Origin of the sequence: Ensifer sp. YR511 (genome assembly GCF_900103045.1) — a bacterium.
Lineage (GTDB): Bacteria > Pseudomonadota > Alphaproteobacteria > Rhizobiales > Rhizobiaceae > Ensifer > Ensifer adhaerens.
Window position 1 is genome coordinate 38763 of sequence record NZ_FNGR01000003.1, and the last position, 20998, is coordinate 59760.

The 20998-nt window shown below is 62.3% G+C and carries 21 protein-coding genes; 6 read left to right on the top strand and 15 right to left on the bottom strand.

Annotation, left to right across the window (positions count from 1 at the left end; genetic code table 11):
• Window positions 1-41: 41 nt before the first annotated feature.
• Window positions 42-812 carry a tRNA1(Val) (adenine(37)-N6)-methyltransferase gene (locus tag BLU15_RS07365; protein WP_060584101.1) on the bottom strand — a complete coding sequence of 257 codons (771 nt, stop codon included), beginning with the start codon at window positions 810-812 and terminating at the stop codon, window positions 42-44.
• Between the two features lie 11 nt (window positions 813-823).
• On the bottom strand, window positions 824-1045 hold the full coding sequence (locus tag BLU15_RS07370) for a putative signal transducing protein (protein ID WP_034801069.1): 222 nt from the start codon (window positions 1043-1045) through the stop codon (window positions 824-826).
• Window positions 1046-1152: 107 nt separating this feature from the next.
• Here BLU15_RS07370 and BLU15_RS07375 point away from each other — a divergent pair, with 107 nt between their 5' ends.
• The 4 genes from BLU15_RS07375 to moaB all read left to right on the top strand — a co-directional run bounded on the left by BLU15_RS07375 (window position 1153) and on the right by moaB (window position 5628).
• Complete coding sequence (locus BLU15_RS07375) at window positions 1153-2169, top strand: polyprenyl synthetase family protein (RefSeq protein ID WP_060516377.1); 1017 nt, start codon at window positions 1153-1155, stop codon at window positions 2167-2169.
• Window positions 2170-2329: 160 nt separating this feature from the next.
• Entirely contained in the window at window positions 2330-4165 is a 1836-nt protein-coding gene (locus tag BLU15_RS07380; RefSeq protein WP_060516379.1) for a tetratricopeptide repeat protein, read from the top strand.
• A 7-nt stretch (window positions 4166-4172) separates the two neighbouring features.
• A complete protein-coding gene (locus BLU15_RS07385) occupies window positions 4173-5084 on the top strand; it encodes a 4-(cytidine 5'-diphospho)-2-C-methyl-D-erythritol kinase (RefSeq protein WP_090294851.1) in 912 nt (303 codons plus the stop codon).
• 1 nt (window position 5085) lies between these two features.
• On the top strand, window positions 5086-5628 hold the full coding sequence (gene moaB, locus BLU15_RS07390) for a molybdenum cofactor biosynthesis protein B (protein ID WP_090294853.1): 543 nt from the start codon (window positions 5086-5088) through the stop codon (window positions 5626-5628).
• Between the two features lie 293 nt (window positions 5629-5921).
• On the opposite strand, the gene BLU15_RS07395 is transcribed toward moaB, so the two are convergent.
• Complete coding sequence (locus BLU15_RS07395) at window positions 5922-6443, bottom strand: glycosyltransferase family protein (RefSeq protein WP_090294855.1); 522 nt, start codon at window positions 6441-6443, stop codon at window positions 5922-5924.
• A 175-nt stretch (window positions 6444-6618) separates the two neighbouring features.
• Here BLU15_RS07395 and BLU15_RS07400 point away from each other — a divergent pair, with 175 nt between their 5' ends.
• Together BLU15_RS07400 and BLU15_RS07405 are read left to right on the top strand one after the other, a co-directional pair.
• The gene (locus BLU15_RS07400; RefSeq protein WP_090294856.1) at window positions 6619-7776 is read left to right on the top strand and encodes a PA0069 family radical SAM protein; all 1158 of its coding nucleotides are present in this window, start codon (window positions 6619-6621) and stop codon (window positions 7774-7776) included.
• 221 nt (window positions 7777-7997) lie between these two features.
• Window positions 7998-8648 (top strand): ribonuclease HII, encoded by a 651-nt coding sequence (locus BLU15_RS07405; protein WP_060584097.1) that lies wholly within the window; start codon window positions 7998-8000, stop codon window positions 8646-8648.
• Window positions 8649-8947: 299 nt separating this feature from the next.
• On the opposite strand, the gene BLU15_RS07410 is transcribed toward BLU15_RS07405, so the two are convergent.
• From BLU15_RS07410 to BLU15_RS07465, 12 genes are all read right to left on the bottom strand, one after another.
• Window positions 8948-9433 carry a F0F1 ATP synthase subunit B gene (locus tag BLU15_RS07410; RefSeq protein WP_034801048.1) on the bottom strand — a complete coding sequence of 162 codons (486 nt, stop codon included), beginning with the start codon at window positions 9431-9433 and terminating at the stop codon, window positions 8948-8950.
• 13 nt (window positions 9434-9446) lie between these two features.
• Window positions 9447-10064 (bottom strand): F0F1 ATP synthase subunit B, encoded by a 618-nt coding sequence (locus BLU15_RS07415; RefSeq protein WP_034801046.1) that lies wholly within the window; start codon window positions 10062-10064, stop codon window positions 9447-9449.
• 76 nt (window positions 10065-10140) lie between these two features.
• Window positions 10141-10368 carry a F0F1 ATP synthase subunit C gene (locus BLU15_RS07420; RefSeq protein ID WP_025426100.1) on the bottom strand — a complete coding sequence of 76 codons (228 nt, stop codon included), beginning with the start codon at window positions 10366-10368 and terminating at the stop codon, window positions 10141-10143.
• Window positions 10369-10450: 82 nt separating this feature from the next.
• Window positions 10451-11203, bottom strand: coding sequence for a F0F1 ATP synthase subunit A (locus tag BLU15_RS07425; protein ID WP_043620932.1), 753 nt, complete (start codon window positions 11201-11203; stop codon window positions 10451-10453).
• A 60-nt stretch (window positions 11204-11263) separates the two neighbouring features.
• Window positions 11264-11623, bottom strand: coding sequence for an AtpZ/AtpI family protein (locus BLU15_RS07430; RefSeq protein WP_034801042.1), 360 nt, complete (start codon window positions 11621-11623; stop codon window positions 11264-11266).
• A gap of 300 nt (window positions 11624-11923) precedes the next feature.
• Window positions 11924-13045, bottom strand: a complete 1122-nt coding sequence (locus tag BLU15_RS07435; protein ID WP_060516388.1) for a cell wall hydrolase — start codon at window positions 13043-13045, stop codon at window positions 11924-11926.
• Window positions 13046-13390: 345 nt separating this feature from the next.
• The gene (locus tag BLU15_RS07440; protein ID WP_034801041.1) at window positions 13391-15292 is read right to left on the bottom strand and encodes a potassium transporter Kup; all 1902 of its coding nucleotides are present in this window, start codon (window positions 15290-15292) and stop codon (window positions 13391-13393) included.
• A gap of 16 nt (window positions 15293-15308) precedes the next feature.
• Entirely contained in the window at window positions 15309-16286 is a 978-nt protein-coding gene (locus tag BLU15_RS07445) for a magnesium transporter CorA family protein (protein WP_034801039.1), read from the bottom strand.
• A 362-nt stretch (window positions 16287-16648) separates the two neighbouring features.
• Window positions 16649-17812 (bottom strand): Mrp/NBP35 family ATP-binding protein, encoded by a 1164-nt coding sequence (locus BLU15_RS07450; protein WP_034801037.1) that lies wholly within the window; start codon window positions 17810-17812, stop codon window positions 16649-16651.
• Between the two features lie 460 nt (window positions 17813-18272).
• Window positions 18273-19046, bottom strand: coding sequence for a LuxR family transcriptional regulator (locus BLU15_RS07455; protein ID WP_051659571.1), 774 nt, complete (start codon window positions 19044-19046; stop codon window positions 18273-18275).
• A gap of 142 nt (window positions 19047-19188) precedes the next feature.
• On the bottom strand, window positions 19189-19929 hold the full coding sequence (locus tag BLU15_RS07460; RefSeq protein WP_090294858.1) for a LuxR family transcriptional regulator: 741 nt from the start codon (window positions 19927-19929) through the stop codon (window positions 19189-19191).
• Between the two features lie 195 nt (window positions 19930-20124).
• Complete coding sequence (locus BLU15_RS07465; protein ID WP_176960276.1) at window positions 20125-20943, bottom strand: IclR family transcriptional regulator; 819 nt, start codon at window positions 20941-20943, stop codon at window positions 20125-20127.
• Window positions 20944-20998 lie beyond the last annotated feature (55 nt).

The window sequence follows — 20998 nt, forward strand, 5'->3', positions numbered from 1 at the left end:
GTATGCACTGATGCGGCGAACGCAATGCCGCATACGGTAAATCAGCGGCGGCGATAGGCGGCGCGGCCATTGTTGAGGTCGTCGACATGGTCTGCGAAGCGATGCCCCTCCTCGTGCATGACGAGCGGGGCGCGGAAGACCAGCCGTTTGCGACTCTGCTTGATCGCCGTCACCAGGATGCGCACGGCGTTTTCACCGACCCGCGGATGCAGCGCCGTGATCTCGATGCCGCCAAAGCGGCGGCCGCAAGCGGCGATGATCTCGGCGATCGATTCCGGCCGAGCGATCAACGACAGTTGCCCGCCGGGCTTCATGATCGCGCCCGCCGTCTTCACCCAGATCTCGAACAGCCCGTCGCTCATCGCATGGGCCTCGGCCTTGAGCGCATCCGGAGTCTTGCGGTCCGAGGCATCGTTGAAGGGTGGGTTCATGATCACATGATCGAAGCTGTCATCCGCCAGACCCGTCGCGACACGCGCCTTGCCGGTCAGTGAAACGTCGGCCTCAACGACCGAGACGCGCGAGGAAAGACGGGCGTTTTCGGCAAGCGCCAGGCTGCGGCGGGCAAACTCCGCCATAACGGGCGAGCGCTCCACCAGCACCACTTCCGCATCGTCGATCCGCGAGGCGACGGCCATGCCGGCTGCACCCGCGCCCGCACCGAGATCGGCGACCCGGCAGGGACGATCCGATGCAACGAGCGACGCAAGCAGCATGGCGTCCATGCCGGAGCGATGCCCCTGGCCGAGTGGCTGGACGACATGGAACTTGCCGCGGTGAAATGCATCTACGGTTTCGGTCGCAGCCGGCATCGGCTCCGTGCTCAAGGGCGCAACTCCGCCTCGAGCCCGGCATCGATCAGGATCCGGCGCGCCGCGTCCGCGTCTTCCTCGGCGACCAGAAAGCGACGGGGCAAGAGGCCGAGCGAGCCCTCAAGAATGCTCATCCCCTGGTCGGCGATGAGGCTTGCGATGCCGGCATCCTTCATCAGGCTCTCGGCAAAGGAGAGCACGACGGCATCGTTGGTACGGATCAATTCCTTCATCCGGCGGTTTTTCCTGTCCTATTTCAGCAAGCGGGACAATTCGCCTCTTGCCGCACGGGACACCCCTTCCTATTGTCGAAAGCGACAATGAAAACAGGAGTCCCGGTGTGGGCGTAGTGATACCGCTGGAAGACAGCAAAAACAAACAGGCGTCCGTAAAGCCGCTCGTTGATCTGACCACTGCGGACATGGAGCGCGTCAACCAGCTTATCCTGTCGAAGGCCGGCTCCGACGTTCAGATGATTCCCGAGGTCGCCAACCACCTGATTTCTTCGGGCGGCAAGCGCCTGCGCCCGATGCTGACGCTCGCCTCCGCTGCGATGTTCGGCTACGAGGGCGACGCCCACGTCAAGCTCGCAACCAGCGTCGAATTCATGCACACCGCGACGCTTCTCCATGACGACGTCGTTGACGAAAGCGACCTTCGCCGCGGCAAATCCACCGCACGCACGATCTGGGGCAACCAGGCAAGCGTGCTGGTCGGCGACTTCCTGCTCGGCCAGGCCTTCCGCATGATGGTCGATGTCGGCTCGCTTGACGCGCTCGACGTGCTGTCGACCGCAGCTTCGGTCATTGCCGAAGGCGAAGTGCTGCAGCTCTCCGTCGCCAAGAACATGGAGACGACCGAGGACGACTATCTCCAGGTCATCCGTGCCAAGACCGCAGCCCTTTTTGCCGCCGCGGCCGAAGTTGGGCCGATCGTTGCCCAGACCAGCAAATCGGACCGCAACGCGCTGAAATCCTACGGGATGAACCTCGGCCTCGCCTTCCAGCTCGTCGACGACGTGCTCGACTATGGCGGCTCGTCGAGCGACCTCGGCAAGAATGTCGGCGACGACTTCCGCGAGGGCAAGATCACCCTTCCGGTAATCCTCTCCTATCGCCGCGGGACGGCGGAAGACCGTGCCTTCTGGCGCGAGGCGATCGAAGGCGGCGACAGCAGCGACGCGAACCTCGACAAGGCACTCGGCCTGATCAAGCGCTATGGGGGCTTGAGCGACACCATCGCGCGCGCCCAGCATTACGGCACGATTGCCCGCGATGCGCTGGCGCCGCTGCCGGCGTCTCCCTGGAAATCGGCGCTCACCGAAGTCATCGACTTCTGCATCGATCGCGTCAGCTGACGGGCTCCGGGCAGGTCAGAACGAGCGACAGGATTTTCTTGCCGCGTTGCGCCAAAAAAGCCATTCTGTTCCTCAAGAGTTGCGTTGGGCTATATGTGGCTGACTCCGAAAACAACCCTTAGTGGTGCGAAAGCCGAGCAATCGGCGCGAAAGGTTTGACATGCGGCAAAAGACGATTCTCCGCCTCCTCAGCGGCGCAGCACTGCTGGCTCTCGCTGCTGTCAGCGGCGGCTACCAGGCATTTGCCGAGGAGAAGACCGCAGCCGTCGAGGAAACTGAGCCGTTCGACATCAAGTCGGTCAATACCTTTTCCGGCGCGTTTCTCGCTGCCCGCACCGCCGATACGGACCGCGACTTCGCTTCCGCTACGGAACTCTACCGCATCGCGCTGCAGTTCGAGCCGAACAACAACGACGTCAAGCAGCGGCTGATGATCACGCTTCTGATGGCGGGCCAGTTCGACGAAGGCGCGAAGATTGCCGAGCAGTTGAAGTCCGACCCGGCCGTCGAGCGTATCACGACGGTCATTCGCGCGATCGAGGCGATCCGCAAGCGCGAGTATCGCAACGCACAGAAGCTTCTGAACTACCAGGGTCCGAACGATCTCGACCGGCTGATGAACGGCCTGCTTTCGGCCTGGGCGAAATTCGGCCAGGGCAAGCCGAAGGAAGCACTCGCCGAGATTAACGGCCTTGACGGTCCTGAATGGTTCCGCGTGTTCAAGAACTATCATGCGGGCGCGATCGCGGTTGCTGCGGGTGACAAGCAGACGGCGCGCACCAGGCTCAACGATGCCATTCTCGACCGCGAGGGCGGAAGTGCCGCTCCCGATACCTTCATGCGCGCGGTCGAAGCGCTTGCCCGTTTCGAGGCGCGCGAAGGCAACAAGCAGAAGGCGCTCGATACCGTCGCCGTCGGCGAAAACATGGTCAACAACTACACGCCGCTGCAGGCGCTGAGGACCGATATCGAGAATGGTGTTCCGCAGGAACAGCAGGTCAAGAACGCCACCCAGGGCGCTGCGGCCGTGCTCTTCTCGATCGGTGCGGCACTCAACCGCGACGGCGCCGAGGACATCGTCTCGCTCTACCTGCAGACCGCGCGCCGGCTCGACCCTGACAGCGCCGACATCCTGGTCATGCTCGGCGGCATCGCCGAAAACCTGAAGAAACCGAACGAGGCGATCGAACTCTACAAGGCCATTCCCGAGACCTCGCCGATGCGGCGCGTTTCGGAACTACAGCTCGGGCTCAGCCTCGCCAGCATCGGCAAGGTCGACGAGGCGAAGAAGCACCTGAAGGCGCTCATCGACGTCGATCCGAAGAACATCCGCAACTATCTCGCCTATGGCAGCGTGCTTTCCGACGCCAAGGACTACAAGGAGATGGGCGAACTCTACGATCGCGCCGTCGAACAGATCGGCTCCGTCCCGAAGCGCAGCGACTGGACGGTGTTCTTCCAACGCGGCATCGCCTATGAGCGCCAGAAGCTCTGGGACAAGGCCGAGCCGAACTTCCGCAAGGCGCTGGAGCTCAATCCGGACCAGCCGCAGGTGTTGAACTATCTCGGCTATTCCTGGGTCGACATGAACATCAACCTCGAAGAAGGCCTGGAGATGATCCGCAAGGCCGTCGAGTTGAAGCCGGATGACGGCTATATCGTCGATTCCCTCGGCTGGGCCTATTTCCGCATGAACCGCTTCGACGACGCCGTCGTGGAACTGGAGAAGGCGGCCGAACTGATGGCCGGCGACCCGACGATCAACGATCACCTTGGCGACGCCTACTGGCGCGTCGGCCGCAAGCTCGAAGCCGTGTTCCAGTGGACGCAGACGCTCGAACTGAAGCCCGAGGAAGCCGAGATCCCGAAGATCAAGGCAAAGATCGAGAACGGCTTGCCGCCGCTCAAGGAAACGGTCCCCGCCTCGGCCGATGCCAAGGAAACCGCGCCGAAGAAGGTGACCCCGGAAGCACCGGCGCCGGACAAGAAGTCCTGACCGTTCCATGTCGGAAGGTGACATCGCGGGCTTCGCGCTGACGCGTGCAGCCCCCGCCAAGATCAATCTGGCCCTTCACGTCGTCGGCCAGCGCGCCGACGGCCACCATCTTCTCGAAAGTCTCGTCACTTTTGCCGATCGCGGCGATCGCATCGGTCTCTCGCCGGCGGATGCGGATCGCTTCACGGTTTCGGGCGCGTTTGCCGCCGCGCTGCCGATGGATGCCGGCGCGGGCGGCAACCTGGTTCTGAAGGCACGGGACCTGCTGCGCGCCGAACTGCAGGCACTTGACCCCGACACAGCCGGGCCGGTCCACCTGCATCTCGAGAAGAACCTGCCGCTCGCCTCGGGCATTGGCGGCGGATCCGCGGATGCGGCGGCGACGCTTCTTGGGCTTCTCGATCTTTGGGGCGCGACGATCGAACCCTCCCGCCTCGGCGCCATCGCGCTGCAGCTCGGGGCGGACGTGCCGATGTGTCTTGCCGGCACGCCACTGCTCGCGAAGGGGATCGGCGAGGACATTACGCCGCTTGCGGATTTCCCCGCGCTGCCGGTCGTGCTGGTGAATCCGCTCGTCGCCCTCTCGACTCCGGTTGTCTTCCGGGCCCTCGCCAACAAGACGAACCCGACGCTCGTTGCGCCTCACAGAGCCGGTACGGCGGCCGAGTGGATTTCTGCCATCGCCACGATGCGCAACGATTTGCAGCTGCCGGCAGAGGGCCTTGAGCCCGTGATCGGCACGGTCCGCAAGGCATTGACCGAAGCCGGAACGGCGCTCACGCGCATGTCGGGCTCGGGCGCCACATGCTTCGGCCTTTTCGACAGCGACGTGCGCGCGGCTGCGACAGCGCGCGCTCTTTCGGAGGCCTACCCCGGGTGGTACGTTCTCGCCTGCAGGACAGTGGGCAAAGGGAAATAGCATGGCCGGTATCGACGAAAAGCGTCCGTTCATTCCTGTCGGGATCGCCATCCTCACGGTCTCCGACACGCGCACGCGCGCCGACGACAAGTCGGGCGACACATTGGAAGCGCGGGTGCGTGACGCCGGCCATCGGCTTGAGGCGCGCGCCATCGTTTCCGACGACAAAACGAAGATCTACGACCAGGTGAAGGCCTGGACGCTCGATCCCAACATCGACGTGGTGATCACGACAGGTGGAACGGGCTTCACCGGGCGGGACGTGACGCCCGAGGCGCTGGAACCGTTGTTCGAGAAGCGCATGGACGGGTTCTCCGAAGTCTTCCACCGTATCTCCTTCGAGAAGATCGGCACCTCGACGATCCAGTCGCGCGCAACCGGCGGCGTTGCCAACGCCACCTTCATCTTCGTGCTTCCGGGCTCGCCCGGTGCCTGCCGCGATGCGTGGGACGGCATCCTCAAGCAACAGCTCGACTACCGGCACATGCCCTGCAATTTCGTGGAGATCATGCCGCGGCTCGACGAGCATCTGAAACGTAGCTGAAGAGCTTGGACCGTTCCGGCTTGGCCGACCTGTTACCTTAGTAACTGACGGTCGCTTCTCCTCTCGTTAGTCTCCCAGCGTTGACACAGCGAGGAACGACCGCCGCACGTTCTATTCCTCGCGCCGCAAGACCCTTCCGCCTCTGTCCCCCAGGCGGAATGCAATGTTGGATACGACGGGCAGCCAGAATGCTACCCGGATAGAAATCTGCCAAACAAGGTCATTTGAGAGCCGCTTGGAGGTGCCGTCCCCCCGGGACTGGCACCTTTAATTTTGCGCGCGACGAACCGGCGTTACCGCCTGGCTTCGACGGCGACCCAGGCCGGAACAAGTTCGGTCGAAAGCTTGCGGACAGAGCGGACATTCGTCATGGCATCCAGGCCCGTATTGCCGCGGGCGGCCGCAAGAGCATCGTTCTTGCGCAGGAGAAAGCCTGTCTCCAGCGGCTTTCCCCGCCGGGTCAGCCGGCGGAAGAGAGGCATGCGATGGAGTCTCGAACCGGAGAAGCGGGCCGGTGCCTTGTTCATCGACACGTACTCGGCCAGTTCATCGATCCAGCGGCCGATCGGGCGGGCGCCCGGCTCCAGCAACATCAGCCATTCGCCACGCGCCGAACCCACCACATCGGCGAGATTCCAATCCCGGCAGAAACGGCATCCAGCGGCATCGGCCACATCGGACGAACCATCCTTCGAACCGTGATCGAGGATGATCACATCGCTGACCAGCCCCTCCACCGCGCCGGCAACCAACACAGCAAGCGTCTGCGCCAGTTCGGCTTCGTTGTCGCGGGTTTCCATAATGATCGTGAGCATGGTTTCTCGTAACGCATCGGCACGGCAATTGCTACATCCAGGACATCGACCGAAGCGGTGCCTTGATCGACAAAACCGAAATTCCAATTTTTTGTTCTTGAATTGTTCTCTCATTCGCGATAGGAAAATAATCAGAACAAAACGGGATCAAATATCTGATTCCGGGGAGATTCCAATGACCGAGCTGTCTCAGATCCGGCAGGGTGCTCTTGCGCCCGCCAACACGGCAGATGTGGCCGAAGCGATGATGAGCGCAACGGGCCTCCGGATCGACATCGATCGCCGCCGGGGGCGCGGCGCCGGGATCAACATGTCCGGCAGGTTCGAACCGCGCAGCCGCGAGACGTTCGACGACGGTTGGGAAAGCCTGGAGGATCTGCCGCCGTTCAAGACCGAGGTTCAGGTCGAGAAGCCGCGCACGGTGATCACGAGGAACGAGTCTCCCGACATCTCCTTCGACCGCTCGATCAATCCCTATCGCGGCTGCGAGCATGGTTGCATCTATTGCTTTGCCCGCCCCACGCACGCTTATATGGGCCTATCGGCCGGCCTCGACTTCGAAGCGAAGCTGTTTGCCAAGCCGGATGCACCGCGACTTCTGGAGCGCGAACTGGCGCGGCAAGACTACAAGGTGAGGCCGATCGCCATCGGCACCAACACCGACCCCTATCAGCCGATCGAGAAGGAGTGGCGCATCATGCGCCAGATCCTCGAGGTGCTGCGGGACGCCAACCATCCGGTCATGATCGTCACCAAATCAGCGATGGTCACCCGCGATATCGATATCCTGGCGCCGATGGCGGAAAAGGGACTGGTGCGCGTCGGCATCTCCGTCACGACACTCGACCGGAAGCTCGCCCGCACGATGGAGCCGCGGGCCTCTACGCCAAGCAAGCGGCTGGAGGCGATACGCATGCTTGCCGAAGCGGGCATCCCGGCCGGTGTTCTCGTTTCCCCTATCATTCCGGCGCTGAACGACCACGAGATCGAGCGCGTGCTCGAAGGAGCAAGGACAGCCGGAGCAACTGAAGCAAGCTATGTCCTGCTGCGGCTGCCGCTCGAGGTCAGCCCGCTCTTTCGCGACTGGCTGCTGCGCAATTATCCGGACCGCTACCGGCACGTCATGTCGCTCATCCGCTCCATGCGTGGCGGCAAGGACTATGACGCCGAATTCGGCAAACGCATGAAGGGCGTCGGCCCCTATGCGTGGCAGATTGGCCGCCGCTTCGACCTGGCGGTCAAGCGCCTCGGCTTCAACCCGACGCGCCGGCAGCTGCGCGACGATCTCTTCGTGCCGCCGCTCGGAACGGGGGTGCAGCTCTCGCTTCTTTGAAGGCTTTCCGGTCGCCTGGGTAGCCATCCCGCAATTTCGTAATCGGCGCGCGGCGAGAGATGATCGCCCCGCACCGCCAGGCGAACCCGATAGCGGGCGCCTCAGATTGCATAGCAGTTCCGGTGCCCCTTACCCGCCGTGGGCCCCGGTAATCCCCCGTCCGCCGCCGCACTCGGACCTGGGGGCTTGAAGAGAATCGGTCGATCATGCGAATTAGACTTATGTCTCGCAGATCGTCCGATTCTCCCCTTTTTCCCGATATCATCGAAGCGCCCGATTTCAATTTCGAGCTTTCGGCCAAGGGCGATGGCTTCTGGCCGGTCGCCGGAGCGGATGAGGCCGGGCGTGGGCCGCTCGCGGGACCGGTGGTCGCCGCCGCCGTCATCCTCGATCCGGACGCCATTCCCGCAGGCCTCGACGACAGCAAGAAGCTGACGGCGCAGGCGCGCGAAAAACTGTTCGAAGAAATCCTCGCCACGTCCGAAGTGTCGATCGCCTCGGCTTCGGCCGGCACGATCGACGCCACCGACATCCGCAAGGCAAGCCTTGAAGCCATGCGACGCGCCGTGGCCGGCCTGCCCTCGAACGCACGCTTCGTGCTCGTCGACGGCCGTGACGTGCCGCCCGGCCTCACCTGCCACGCCAAGGCGGTCGTCAAGGGCGATGCGCGGTCGCTGTCGATCGCCGCCGCTTCGATCGTCGCCAAGGTCACCCGCGACCGCATGATGGCCCGTGCCGATCTCGCACATCCCGGCTACGGCTTCGCGCTCCATGCCGGCTATGCGACGGTGACCCACCGTCGCGCCATCGAGACCCACGGCCCCTGCCCGCTGCACCGCATGAGCTTCCGGCCGCTGCGCCGGGACGACTAACCTTTGCGCAATCCCTGACCAGCGCTACGCAGGCGTTGTCGGTTCCGCTTCCGACATATCTCGTCAACAGCTTTTCTCGCGTCAAAAGCCATACCGGCGGCGCGCATGCTGACGTGCGCCACGCTAGCTCTTGAACACTGGTCCTACTTCGGCGGCCAAACCTGATGTGGCGAAACGCCTACGCAAATCTCTGACGGAGGCTGGCACCACCCATTGTTCGGGCCAACGCGGTCTCTGCAGACAGGCATAAAAAAAGCCCCGCACGAAGCGGGGCTTTCTCCAATCGAATGTCCGAGCGCTTAGTTCAAGCGTGCCTTGACGTCGCCAAGTGCCTTCTTGAACAGATCGCTCTGGGCGCCGGCGTCGGCCTTGGCGGCAATGACCTTCTCGGCAGCGGCGATCGCGAGATCGACGGCAGCGGAACGAACCGCGTTGATCGCGTCGCTTTCGGCCTGCTTGATCTTCTGTTCCGAAAGAGCCGTGCGACGAACGACGTATTCCTCGGTCTTCTGCTTGGCTTCCGCGGTCAGCATTTCGGCTTCGCGCTGGGCGGCAGCGACGATGCCAGCAGCTTCCGCTTCGGCATCCTTGCGCTTGCGCTGGTATTCAGCGACGAGGCCCTGTGCTTCTTCGCGCAGGCGCTTGGCTTCGGTCAACTCGTTGCCGATCTTTTCGGCGCGGGCGTCGAGCGCCTTGCCGACCATGCCCGGAACCTTGAGATAGGCAATCAGGACGAAGAACAGGATCAGGCCAACGAAGGCATAGAAAGTTGCATCAAGATGCATAGTTCAGTGCTCCTCAGTTGCCAGCCGATGCCTTGACGGCAGCGGTGATCTCGGCCTTGGTGACGGTTCCGCCGATCAGCTGCTTGACGACAGCCGTTGCGGTTTCCTCGGCGATGGCGCCGACGTCGGCCAGTGCCTTTGCCTTGATGTCGGCGATGCGGTCTTCTGCAGCCGAGATCTTCTTGGCAAGGTCGGCTTCGACGGCGGTGCGGTCAGCATTGGCCTTGGCCTTTGCGGATTCGCGGGCGTCGTCGGCGATCTTGTGACCCTTGGACTTGGCGGCTGCCAGGTCCTGCTCGTAGGAAGCGATGGCAGCGTCGGCTTCGCCCTTGAGGCGGGACGCTTCATCGAGATCCTGAGCGATCCGATCGTGACGGGTTTCCAGAATTCCGCCGATGCGCGGAATGATGACCTTCGACATCAGGAGATAGAAGAGGCCGAACGTGATCGCGAGCCAAAGCAGCTGCGATGCGAAATGGGTCGTATCGAAGGGCGGGAACACGCCGGAGCCAGCCTCGCCTTCGTGAGCCACACCCGTTTCGGTGTGCACCTCACCGGCCGCAGCGGCATCGTGTGCTTCGGCGCCTTCAGTGGTGGTTGACTGCTGGGCATAAGCCGCGGTCACAAACATGCTCACCTCCAGGTGCACTCAAGAATATGCGCGGCCGCGACCTTTTGACGGGTCGCGGCCGAAACTCCAGCCGATATTAGACGGCGAAGAGGAGGAGCAGGGCTACGAGCAGCGAGAAGATGCCCAGAGCTTCCGTAACGGCGAAGCCGAATACGAGGCGGCCGAACTGGCCGTCAGCAGCCGACGGGTTACGCAGCGCGCCAGAGAGGTAGCTGCCGAAGATGTTGCCGAGGCCGAGAGCCGTGCCGGCCATGCCGAGGCAAGCGAGACCTGCGCCGATGTACTTTGCTGCTTCCGCTTCCATGTTTGAACTCCTTCGAATGGTGTTGCGGCTTAGGATTGCGCTTCCGGCGGAGGTCCGGCCGGAAGCAAGCGACTGTTATTCCTTAGTGGCTTCCGGGATGGACAGCGTCGTTGAGGTACATGCAAGTCAGTACCGCGAAGACATAGGCCTGGAGGAAGCAGACGAGGAACTCAAGACCGGTAATGGCGACGGTCATGATGAGCGGCAGGATGGCGCCACCGATGCCGACCGCGCCGAGGGCGCTGAGCGAGGTGACGAAGCCTGCGAAGACCTTCAGCGTGATGTGGCCGGCCAGCATGTTGGCGAAAAGACGGACCGAGAGGCTGATGGGGCGGGAAAGGAACGAGATGACTTCGATCGCGACGACGAGCGGCAGAAGGACGCCAGGAACGCCATGCGGCACGAAGAGCTTCAGGAAGCCGAGACCGTGCTTGTAGAAACCGTAGAGAATGACGGTACCGATGACGAACAGCGCCAAAGCGAAAGTGACGATGATCTGGCTGGTGACCGTGAAGAAGTAGGGCATCATGCCGAGCAGGTTCGCCGTCAGGATGAACATGAACAGCGAGAACACCATCGGGAAGAACTTCATGCCGCCGCTGCCGGCACCTTCGCGCAGCATCGAGGCGATGAATTCGTAGGACATTTCCGAGACCGACTGCATGCGGGTCGGGATAAGACCGCGCTGCGACGTCGTCAGATAAAGAAAGCCTGCGGCAACACCCACGGTCGCAACCATGAACAGCGACGCATTGGTGAAGGAAAAGTCCATTCCGCCAATTTCGATCGGGACAATCTTATTGACCAAGAACTGGTGGGTCGGATCGTTTGACACCGCGCTTCTCTTTCGTTCTACCCGCCCGAGAGCGGAAACCGTTTTCTTCGGGGCAACGCCTCAGCGGGCGTCGCCGTCCTTCTTGTCATTCCCAGAACCGCCTCTTCCGGCTTCCGGTGTCGCCACCATACCGGCCGAGCGCAGCACATTCAGCACGCCAGCGCAGAAGCCGAGAAGCAGGAAGATAATCAATCCCCACGGCCCTGTACCCGCAAAGTGGTCCAAAAGATAGCCCAGAAACGCCCCGACAACGATGCCGGCGATGAACTCGCTCGAGAGCTTCATCGCCGCCGCATAACCTTTACGGCTTTCGGCGGCCCTGGCTTCCGCTACATCAGGCGTATTGGGCCTCTTGGCCTCAATCTTGTCGCCGAGCTGCTTCAGCCGCGCTTCCAGACTTTCTTCAGGTTTCTCCGCCACGTGGCTACTCCCTTGTCGTCCTTATCGGGTCTCAGACCGCGATTTCGGTCATACAATAGGCCTTCGCACAAGCCACGTTTCGGCCCCATTTGAAGTCGCGCGCAACATAGTTTTAGGCACCCGCATAGTCAAGGCGTGCAGGTCGCTTGATCGTGGACAATGTTTTCCATGAAATTCAATGGGTTAAGCACACGTTCATCGATCTTCGACAAGGTCGCCGCAGGATTCCGGCCGGAGACCGGCGGGAATCCCCCTTCCGCGTGTGCGCAGGAAAGGCGGCGGAATCGCGTCGGGCGCGGATCAGCTCCAGCCGCCGCCATAGGTGCGATAGAATATATGCATGCCGATCTTGCCGACCCGCTTCATCGTCTTCGCCCACGGCGGATTGACGTAGGTTGCGTGGTAATGGGTGGCAGAGCCCACTTCCGGCAGCCAGATCTTGCCGGCGGTGACGGCCATGGCGACTTCCTTGGCGGTCTTCCAGTGCGAGCGGGAATAAATAAGGTCGCGTATCATGTCGCAGGCGAAGGAAAACTGGCAACGGTTGCGCCAGGCCTTGTTCTGATAAACAACGCCGCAGATGGTCTTCGGATAGGTGGGATTGCGCACGCGATTGAGAATCACTTGCGCGACCGCGGCCTGACCCTTGAGCGGCTCGCTACGGGCTTCGAAGTAGATGCCTTCGGCCAGGCAGGTCTGCTCTTCCTTGCTGAAGACCGACCCCGGCAATGCGGTGGCGGCCCAGGCGTGGTCGTCCGGCGCAATCTCGGGAATGAAGCGACCGGCGTTCCTGTCTTCGCGCAGGATCGAATCGAAGGGCGATTCACGCGCGTAGTCCGGCTCGGGCCGGACGTAAGCAGTCGCAAGAATGTCGGGGCGATCATTGGTAACGAGCTTGGCCAGCATCGGCGAAACGCCGGGCTCCGCCTTTGGCGGCGTCTTCCGGTAGAAGGCGGTGGCGATCTCGATCTCCTTGCCTTCGATGCGGGACTTGGCGAAGACCATCTTCTCCCCCTCCCCCAGGCTTGGCTCCATCAGGGAGCTGGTGCGCTGCAGGATGGAGCCGGCGGAGAAATCCTTCGGCGGCGTTACCGGGGTCACGGCGACGACGCGGCCCTTCTTGGCCTGACGGTTGACGCGGTCTTCGTCGGGCGTGCCCGAATGTTTGGTTTCCGCGGTCAGCGCGACGCGGCTGCCGTCCGGCATGGTGATGCCGGCGCCGCCGTCAAGCGCGCCCGTGGTGACCGGATCGGCAAACACCATTTCGGCTTCGTGGATCGAGCCGGCCGGCGACGGCGTCATATACATGCGCCAGCGCTCGCCGCCCCGGTTGATGCCGGACAGGAAGGTCGCGAGGTCGGCATAGGCCGCAGACGAGGGAAAGCCGAGATAAAGCGCAAGGCCGATGATCGCGGGCGCCATCCAGGCGGACGGGTTCAGGCGAGACTTTATACGCAGGTTCCGACTCTTACGCACCAACCGACTCCACGCAACGCTATCAGGCGGCACGGCTTCGCCCGCGCCGGCTATGCGCCAGCGTCGAGAATTCCGCGCGGGAAGATTAGACAATCAAGCAACCGGACACTTCGCCGGGACTGCTCCGTTCGTGCTTTGAAAATGAAGCATTAACCTTGATGTTTGGTTAATGCGCGATCGCTGAAAGGTGGATGCCCCCACAACGCAACGAAGCCGCCTCCCCATCGGAAGGCGGCTTCGTCGCGTTGTATATCCGGCCCATCTCGCGCCCGGCCAAGGACCGGGCGAACGTCAGATGATCACGTGCGAGCCGAGTTCGACCACGCGGTTGGTCGGCAGGCGGAAGTAGTCCGATGGATCGATTGCCGCATTCGCAAGCGCGATGAACAACCGGTCCTGCCAGTGCGGCATGCCGCTCTCGGCATCGGGCACGAGCTTGCGGCGGCCGAGATAGAAGGACGTCGACATGATGTCGAACTTCAGGCCCGACTTGCGGAAGAGACCGAGCGCCTGCGAGACGTTCTGCGTTTCCATGAAGCCGAAGCGCATTTCGAGCAATGTGAACCGGTCCGACAACGGCTGCATGCTCACCCGTTCCGACTTCGGCACCTTCGGCGTATTGGCCGTGCGGATCGTCAGGATGAAGTTCTGATTGTGCAGCACGTGGTTGTGCTTGATGTTGTGGAGCAGTGCGGCCGGCGTCGATTCCGGATCGCTCGTCAGGAACACGGCGGTTCCGGGCACGGCCACCGGCGCATGTTCGCTCTTGCGCTCGATCGACTTGATGAAGCTCGCCAGCGGTATGTCGATGTGGCGGGTCTTGGCGTGCAGGATTTCGGTGCCGCGCCGCCAGGTCCACATGATGATGATGAAGGTGGCGGCGATCAGCACCGGAACGTAGCCGCCGTCGTGGATCTTCAGCATGTTGGCGCCGAGGAAGATGAACTCCAGCGCGAAGAGCGGCAACAGCACAGCGGCGGCCGCAAGCGCCGACCAGTTCCAGCGCATGCGCAGGAACTCGAAGGAAAGCACCGTCGTCACCACCATCGCGCCGGTCACCGAGATGCCGTAGGCGGTCGCCAGCGATTCGGACGAACCGAAGACGAAGACCAGCGCCATGACGCCGAACATCAGGAGCGTGTTGACGTTCGGCAGGTAGATCTGGCCAGTATGGGTCTCGGACGTATGGAAGATCGCCATGCGCGGCAGGAAGCCGAGATGGATCGCCTGGCGCGTCAGCGAGAAGGCACCGGTTATCACCGCCTGGCTGGCGATGATGGTTGCCGCCGTCGCCAGAATGACCACTGGCAGCAGTGCCCATTTCGGGAACATCAGGAAGAACGGGTCGGACATCGCTTCCGGGTTCTTCAGGACGAAGGCGCCCTGGCCGAGATAGTTGAGGGTCAATGCCGGAAAGACGATCAGGAACCAGGCCCACTGGATCGGCCGGCGGCCGAAATGGCCAAGGTCGGCGTAGAGCGCCTCTGCACCGGTCACCGTCAGGAAGACGGCGCCGAGCACGATGATGCCGACATAGCCTTCGCTGAGCATGAAGCTCACGGCGTAGTAGGGATTGAAGGCCTTGAAGATCGATAAGTCGTCGGAGATGTGCACGAAACCGATGCCGCCCATCACCAGAAACCAGACGAGCGTGATCGGACCGAAGAAATTCGAGACCGCCGCGGTTCCCTTCGACTGCACCGCAAAGAGCATCAACAGGATGACCACCGCGATCGGCACGACATATTCCGACAGCGCCGGCGTCACCAGCTTCAGACCTTCGACCGCCGAAAGAACCGACAGCGCCGGCGTGATCATCGCGTCGCCGATAAAGAGCGCGGCGCCGGCAATGCCCATGAAGAAGAGGATGGCGGCGTGGCCGTTGGCGGACTTCATCAACAGGGCAAGCAGCGACAGCGTACCGCCCTCCCCCTGGTTGTCAGCGCGCAGAAGAAACAGCACGTATTTGATCGTGACGATGATCGTCAGCGTCCAGATCATCAGCGAGATCAGGCCGATGATCTCCGCATCGGTCACACCGTCATGGGAAACCGGGCGCAACGCTTCGCGAAAGGCATAGAGCGGGCTGGTGCCGATATCGCCATAGACGACACCGATCGAACCAAGCCCGAGGACCAGCAGACGGCGCAGGTCCTTCGGCTCATGAGTGGAAGGGGCATGCGATTGGGTCATGCAAACCTACTGGCGTTCAAAGCCAGCCTTTCCAGCGGAAAAAGAAAAAGGGGATCACGGCCGATATCACCATCGCCGCGATCGCCCAGGGATAACCGAATTGCCATTCCAGCTCGGGCATGACGCGGAAGTTCATGCCGTAGACAGAGGCGACCAGCGTCGGCGGCAGAAGCACGACCGACGCGATCGAGAAGATCTTGATGATGGCGTTCTGCTCGACGTTGATCAGGCCGAGCGATGCATCGAGCAGGAAGGTAATGTTGCCGGAAATGAACCCGGCATGTTCGGACAGCGATTGGATGTCGCGCGAAATCGAGCGGCAGAGTTCGCGCGTTTCCTTGTCGTCCTGCACCTGCGGAACGGTGTAGACGAATGTCAGCAGGCGCGAGAGCGAGGCGAGGCTGTCGCGGGTCTTGGCGACCAGACGATGATGCCCGGCAACGTCGCGCAGGCGCGCCTCGAGAAAATGCGGCGGGCGGCGCTTGCCGGCGGCCTTGTCGCCGAAGACGGCGATCGACAGATCGTCGATCTTGGTCACGGCCTCTTCGAGAATTTCGGCGGTCCGGTCGGCGATCGTTTCCAGGAGCCGGGTCAAAACCACCGCGCCGTCTCGGCAATTTCCGGGGAAGCGGTGCATCGACGCCTTGAAGAGGGCGAAGGATCGGGGCTCGGCATAGCGGATGGTGACGAGCCGGCTACCCGCCAGGATGAAGCCGATGTCGGTCAGGCCGGGTATCTCCGTGTCCGAACGAAACACCAGTGACGCCGTCATGAACACGGCGTTCTCCTCGATATAGAGACGGCTCGAAGGCTCGATGTCCTTGAGGTCGTCGCGCGTCGGGATGGAAATGCCGAGCAGCTTTTCCATCATCAGATCTTCCGCCTTGTTCGGCTCGACCAGATCCAGCCAGATGAGGTCCGAACGCAAGCTCTCGGGCGGGTCGGCGGGCGTCAGGACGACGGCCGTGCCATCGGCGCAATAGCCGGTGATCATGCGAGCGTCCTCGTCATGCCAACCTTAGGGTCGAATGGAAGAGGCGAAAGGTCGTGCGCCACAAAATACCCACAATAGAGATCCATCGGATGGGACGTTCCGCCAGTCAGGACAAAGTCTTCAACTCAGTCATCGCGAGAGGCCAAGATCTCGGGCGAGAGGGCGTCAAGTTGGGCACCTTCGCAAGTGCGGCAAGGCATATGGCGCAACGCAAACGCAAAATCAATGCCCTCTTGCAATCCGGCACGCGGGCATGCGCCGCCAGTTCGGCGCCACCCTATAGCATGTTTGCTTAAATCAAAACCGAATCAAGGGCAAAACGATTCGTGCCCGGCAGCCGGGCAGAACCACTTCGAGACAAACTACTCGAACACGATGTTCGGCGCGGCGCGGCTCTTGTCCTGCTGCGTGGCCGATACCTGTTCCCAGACCTTTGTCGCGATATCGCGGTAGACGCGCGCGACCTCGCCTGCCGGGTCGGAGGCGACCAGCGGCGTTCCTGCATCCGACGTCTCGCGAATTCCCATCGTCAGCGGCACTTCGCCGAGGAAGGGCACGCCGATGCGTTCTGCCTCCTTGCGGGCGCCGCCGTGCCCGAAGATGTCGTAGCGGTTTCCGGTGTCGGGCGCGACGAAGTAGCTCATGTTCTCGACGATGCCGAGCACCGGGACTTCCACCTTGCGGAACATGGCAAGGCCCTTGCGCGCATCGATCAGCGCCAGGTCCTGCGGCGTCGAGACGATGACGGCACCGGCAAGCGGCACCTGCTGGGCCATGGTGAGCTGGGCGTCGCCCGTGCCCGGCGGCATGTCGACGACGAGCACGTCAAGATCGCCCCAGGCGACCTCGCGCAACATCTGCAGAAGCGCCGACTGGATCATCGGTCCGCGCCAGATCATCGCCACTTCCTCATCGACGAGGAAACCCATGGACATGACCTTGAGGCCGTAATTTTCCATCGGGCGGATGAGCCGGCCCTCGATCTGCTGCGGCCGGCCGGAAATCTTCAGTAGCCGCGGCATCGAGGGGCCGTAGATATCGGCATCGAGCAGACCGACTTTCAGGCCGTTTGCCTGGAGTGCCAGCGCCAGATTGACCGACGTGGTCGACTTGCCGACACCGCCCTTGCCCGAAGCGACGGCGATAATCGCGCCGACGCCGGGGATCCCCGCCTTGGCGGGCGGTCCGCCAGCCGGACGCGGGGCGTGGGAGTGGCCTGCATGGGACGGTGCCTGCGGCTGCGGGCGCTGCACCGGCGCGCTGCCTGCGGCTGCCTTGCGGTCGGCCGTCAGAGCGACCATTGCCGCGGTGATCCCGGGAATGTCACGCACCACGCGCTCGGCTGCAGCCCGCATCGGCTCCAGCTCCTTGGCGCGTTCGGCCGGCACGGTGATCGAGAAATAGGCCTTGCCGTCGGAGATGAAGACATCAGACACGAGCCCGAGGTCGACGATATTGCCTTCCATGCCCGGGCCACGCACCGTGCGCAACTTTTCGAGCACTACTTCTTTCGTGACTTCCGGCATCGCGCCCTCTCATTCTTTTGTTATCTCTTAGATAGTCGAGGCGGGGCGCTTCGCCAATGCGACATAACGGAAAAAGGAAGGGCCACCACCCGCCTCGGTGTCCGTACATCCGGGATCACCTTTAAGGCGGGCAGTGGCCCTTTCGGTCGCGACCTTCTTGGGCGCTGTCTTCTTTTTAGTCCCCTCTGGACATGCCAATAGAAATGCAGGATGCGTGCCAGTTTCAGATCTGGCGGAAATAAGCAGCAATTTCAAAAAGATAATCTCGACCGCCATTCATCGGCCGGCGATGGCATATGCCCAGTTTCTGAGCAACCGTCTGCAAATCGTCCAAGGATGGAGCAGATCGCCCAGATGACGGAACCTTGGCGACAGCATGCCGGGCTTCCCCAAGCTTCTTTCGATCGCATCAGGTCGAGGACATTCAGGAAGAGGCTTGCGGCGCAGGGCCGACTTGGGGCTAGCTGATGTAGCCCTTCTTCATCGCCTTCACGACCGCCTGAGTGCGGTTGACGGCGTCGAGCTTCTTGGTCACGTGGTTGAGGTAGTGGTTGACCGTATGCTCGGAGAGCCCGAGGATGCCGGCGATCTCGGCGCTGGTCTTTCCGGCAGCCGTCCAGCTCAAACACTGGATCTCGCGCTCCGAAAGTGCTGCGCCGCTGCTCTTCCACACGGAGCCTATTTCGGCGAGGCGGTTATAGACATGGATTGCAATCATCTGCAGTTCCATGGTGACGGTCATCGGCAGCTCGACCAGCGGGCCCATCAGGATGACCGCGCCGCGGCCGCCCTCGGCGTCATGAACCGGGAAGTAGCTTGCCTGGAAGATACCGTTTTCGCGCAGCATCTCGATGTATTCGGCCGCCGATTCCGGTTTGCCGCCCTCTCCCTCCCAGGCTGCAAGCGTCACCTGGAACGGCGTCGTCGTCTCGCGCAGGCGGCGCACGCCGGTACTGAAGCGCAGCATCGACAGGCTGTCATACTTATTCAGCAGCTCGGCCGGCATGTTGGAGATGACGGTGCTCGCGGCGAGGCGCTCCACGTCGATCGAGGGGATCGAGCAGATCAGAAACGTCTTGAAGCCAAAAACCTGCGTGATCCGCCGCATATAGCGGATGATATCGAACTGGGTCTCAAGCTTTGCGATCTCGGACGCGAAATCGCCGCCCCGGGGCAGATCTGCGTCAGTCATCCCGGTCGTCATCGTATCCTGCATTCGCGCGTTCCATGGCATTCATCACGTATCAAATAGACCGAGCCGCCTGCCAATGCCAACAGATGATCGAAAATCCCTGCCGCTTCGACCCAAAAGTCTGTGTATTTCCCCTCGTGAAGGCCGATATTGCCATCAGCTCGCGCACGACGCGTGCCGGCGATCAGTTGATCAACCCGGCGCGCACGGCCTTTGCAACGGTCTGAACGCGATTGACCGAATCCAGCTTGCGCGTTGCCCGGTTGAGGTAGTGGTTGACGGTATATTCGGACAGCGCCAGAATTTTCGCCATTTCACTGGTGGTCTTGCCGGCGGCCGCCCAGCGCAGGCACTCGACCTCGCGGCGTGAAAGGCTTCCCGCACCGCGCTTGTCGCGATCGCGCACCTCCGTGTATTTGCTGTAGAGCACGCCGGCCCAAAGGTTGAGCTCCTGAAGCTCGTCATTTGAAACCACGGGGCGGTCGCCGCCAAAGGCGATCGCGGCGCGGTGGCCGCTCGCATCGTGCACCGGCAGATAGAGGCCGCGCGGCATGTTCGCCTGCTCGAAGACGCAGACCGCCGCATCGCCCTTGCCGTCGGCTCGGCGGCGCGCAAGCTGGTGCGCGTCGTAGGTAAAGGGGATGGTGCTGCGCCGAAGCCGCTGGATCACCGGGCTGCCATTGATCAAGCCGGCACTGTCATAGCCTTTGAGAAAGGCGGCCGGGTAGTTCGTCATCAAGGCGTTGACGGACAGGCTGTTGCTTTCCGTTTCCGGAATGGCAAGCACCAGGAAACCACGGAAACCGTAGGAATCCGCAACCTGGGCGATCACGCGCCTGATATCCTCTTCGCAACAAATCGGCCCACGGATGGTTCGCCCATCAGGAAGCGCCAACGCTGACAAATTCGCGCTGAAATCAATCATCTTCCGCCCTTCTCCACATCCGGTTCCATGCGGGAACCGGCCGCTGACGCCGCATGAAGATCACGTCAAAAATTTATACCAATACCAAAAACGAACCAGACTAAGACCATCCACGAACCTGAGTCTGATATATTAAAGCTATCGAGCGAGACGCGCCACGTCCAGTCGATGTTTCTAATTTACCGTAAAGTGAATTCAAGGTCCACCACGGCCGGGCCCAAGACGGATCGCCGCGTCCTCGCCAACCGCTTGCGCCGCTGCCCGAACCGCGGCCGCCCAGGCCGACAATTGCTCCATGGTCACCCGATAGGCGGGCCCGGTTACCGACAGGCCGGCCGCAAGTTCGCTGCCGGGAATGAGGATAGGTGCTGCAACGCAGCGGATCTCCGTCTCATGTTCCTCGCGGTCGAAAGCGTGGCCGTCGCGCCGGATTTCCTCGATCTCCGCCAGCAAGGTGGCAGCCGAGCGATGGGTGTGCGGCGTGAAGGCGTGAAACTCGGTTCGGGCCAAAATACCTTCCAACTCCGGCTGTCCAAGCAAGGACAGCGCCGCCTTGCCGATGCCGGTGCAATAGGCCGGCGACGCCTTGCCGATCTGCGAAGTCATGCGCACCGTCTGGCGGCTCTCCACCTTGTCGACATAGACGATCTCGGTCTCGCGCAGGATGCCGAGATGCACGGTCTCGCCGGTCAGTTCGTGCAATCGCTGCAGGTGCGGCTCGGCAACATCGCGAAAGCGATTGGCGGACCAGGAGCGATAGGCCAGCGTCAGCAGCCGAAGGCCAGGCTCATAGGAGAGGTCGCGGCGCTGGATCAGCAGCCCTTCCTCGACCAGATGGCTGAGCAGCCGGTACAACGTGCCGCGCGGCTGGCCGGACCGGGCGAGAATATCGGTAAAACGCTGCGGGCCATCGGCGGTGACCACCGCTTCCAGGACGGTGATTGCCTTGCCGAGCGTGCCCGTGCCAGCCTCCGCACGCACTTCGTCCCCTCCGCCTGCCGCTTCACCCGTCATCGTCGCTCGCTTGTTTGTTTCCGATTGCAGTCGCGCGATCGGGCGCGCGACCTTG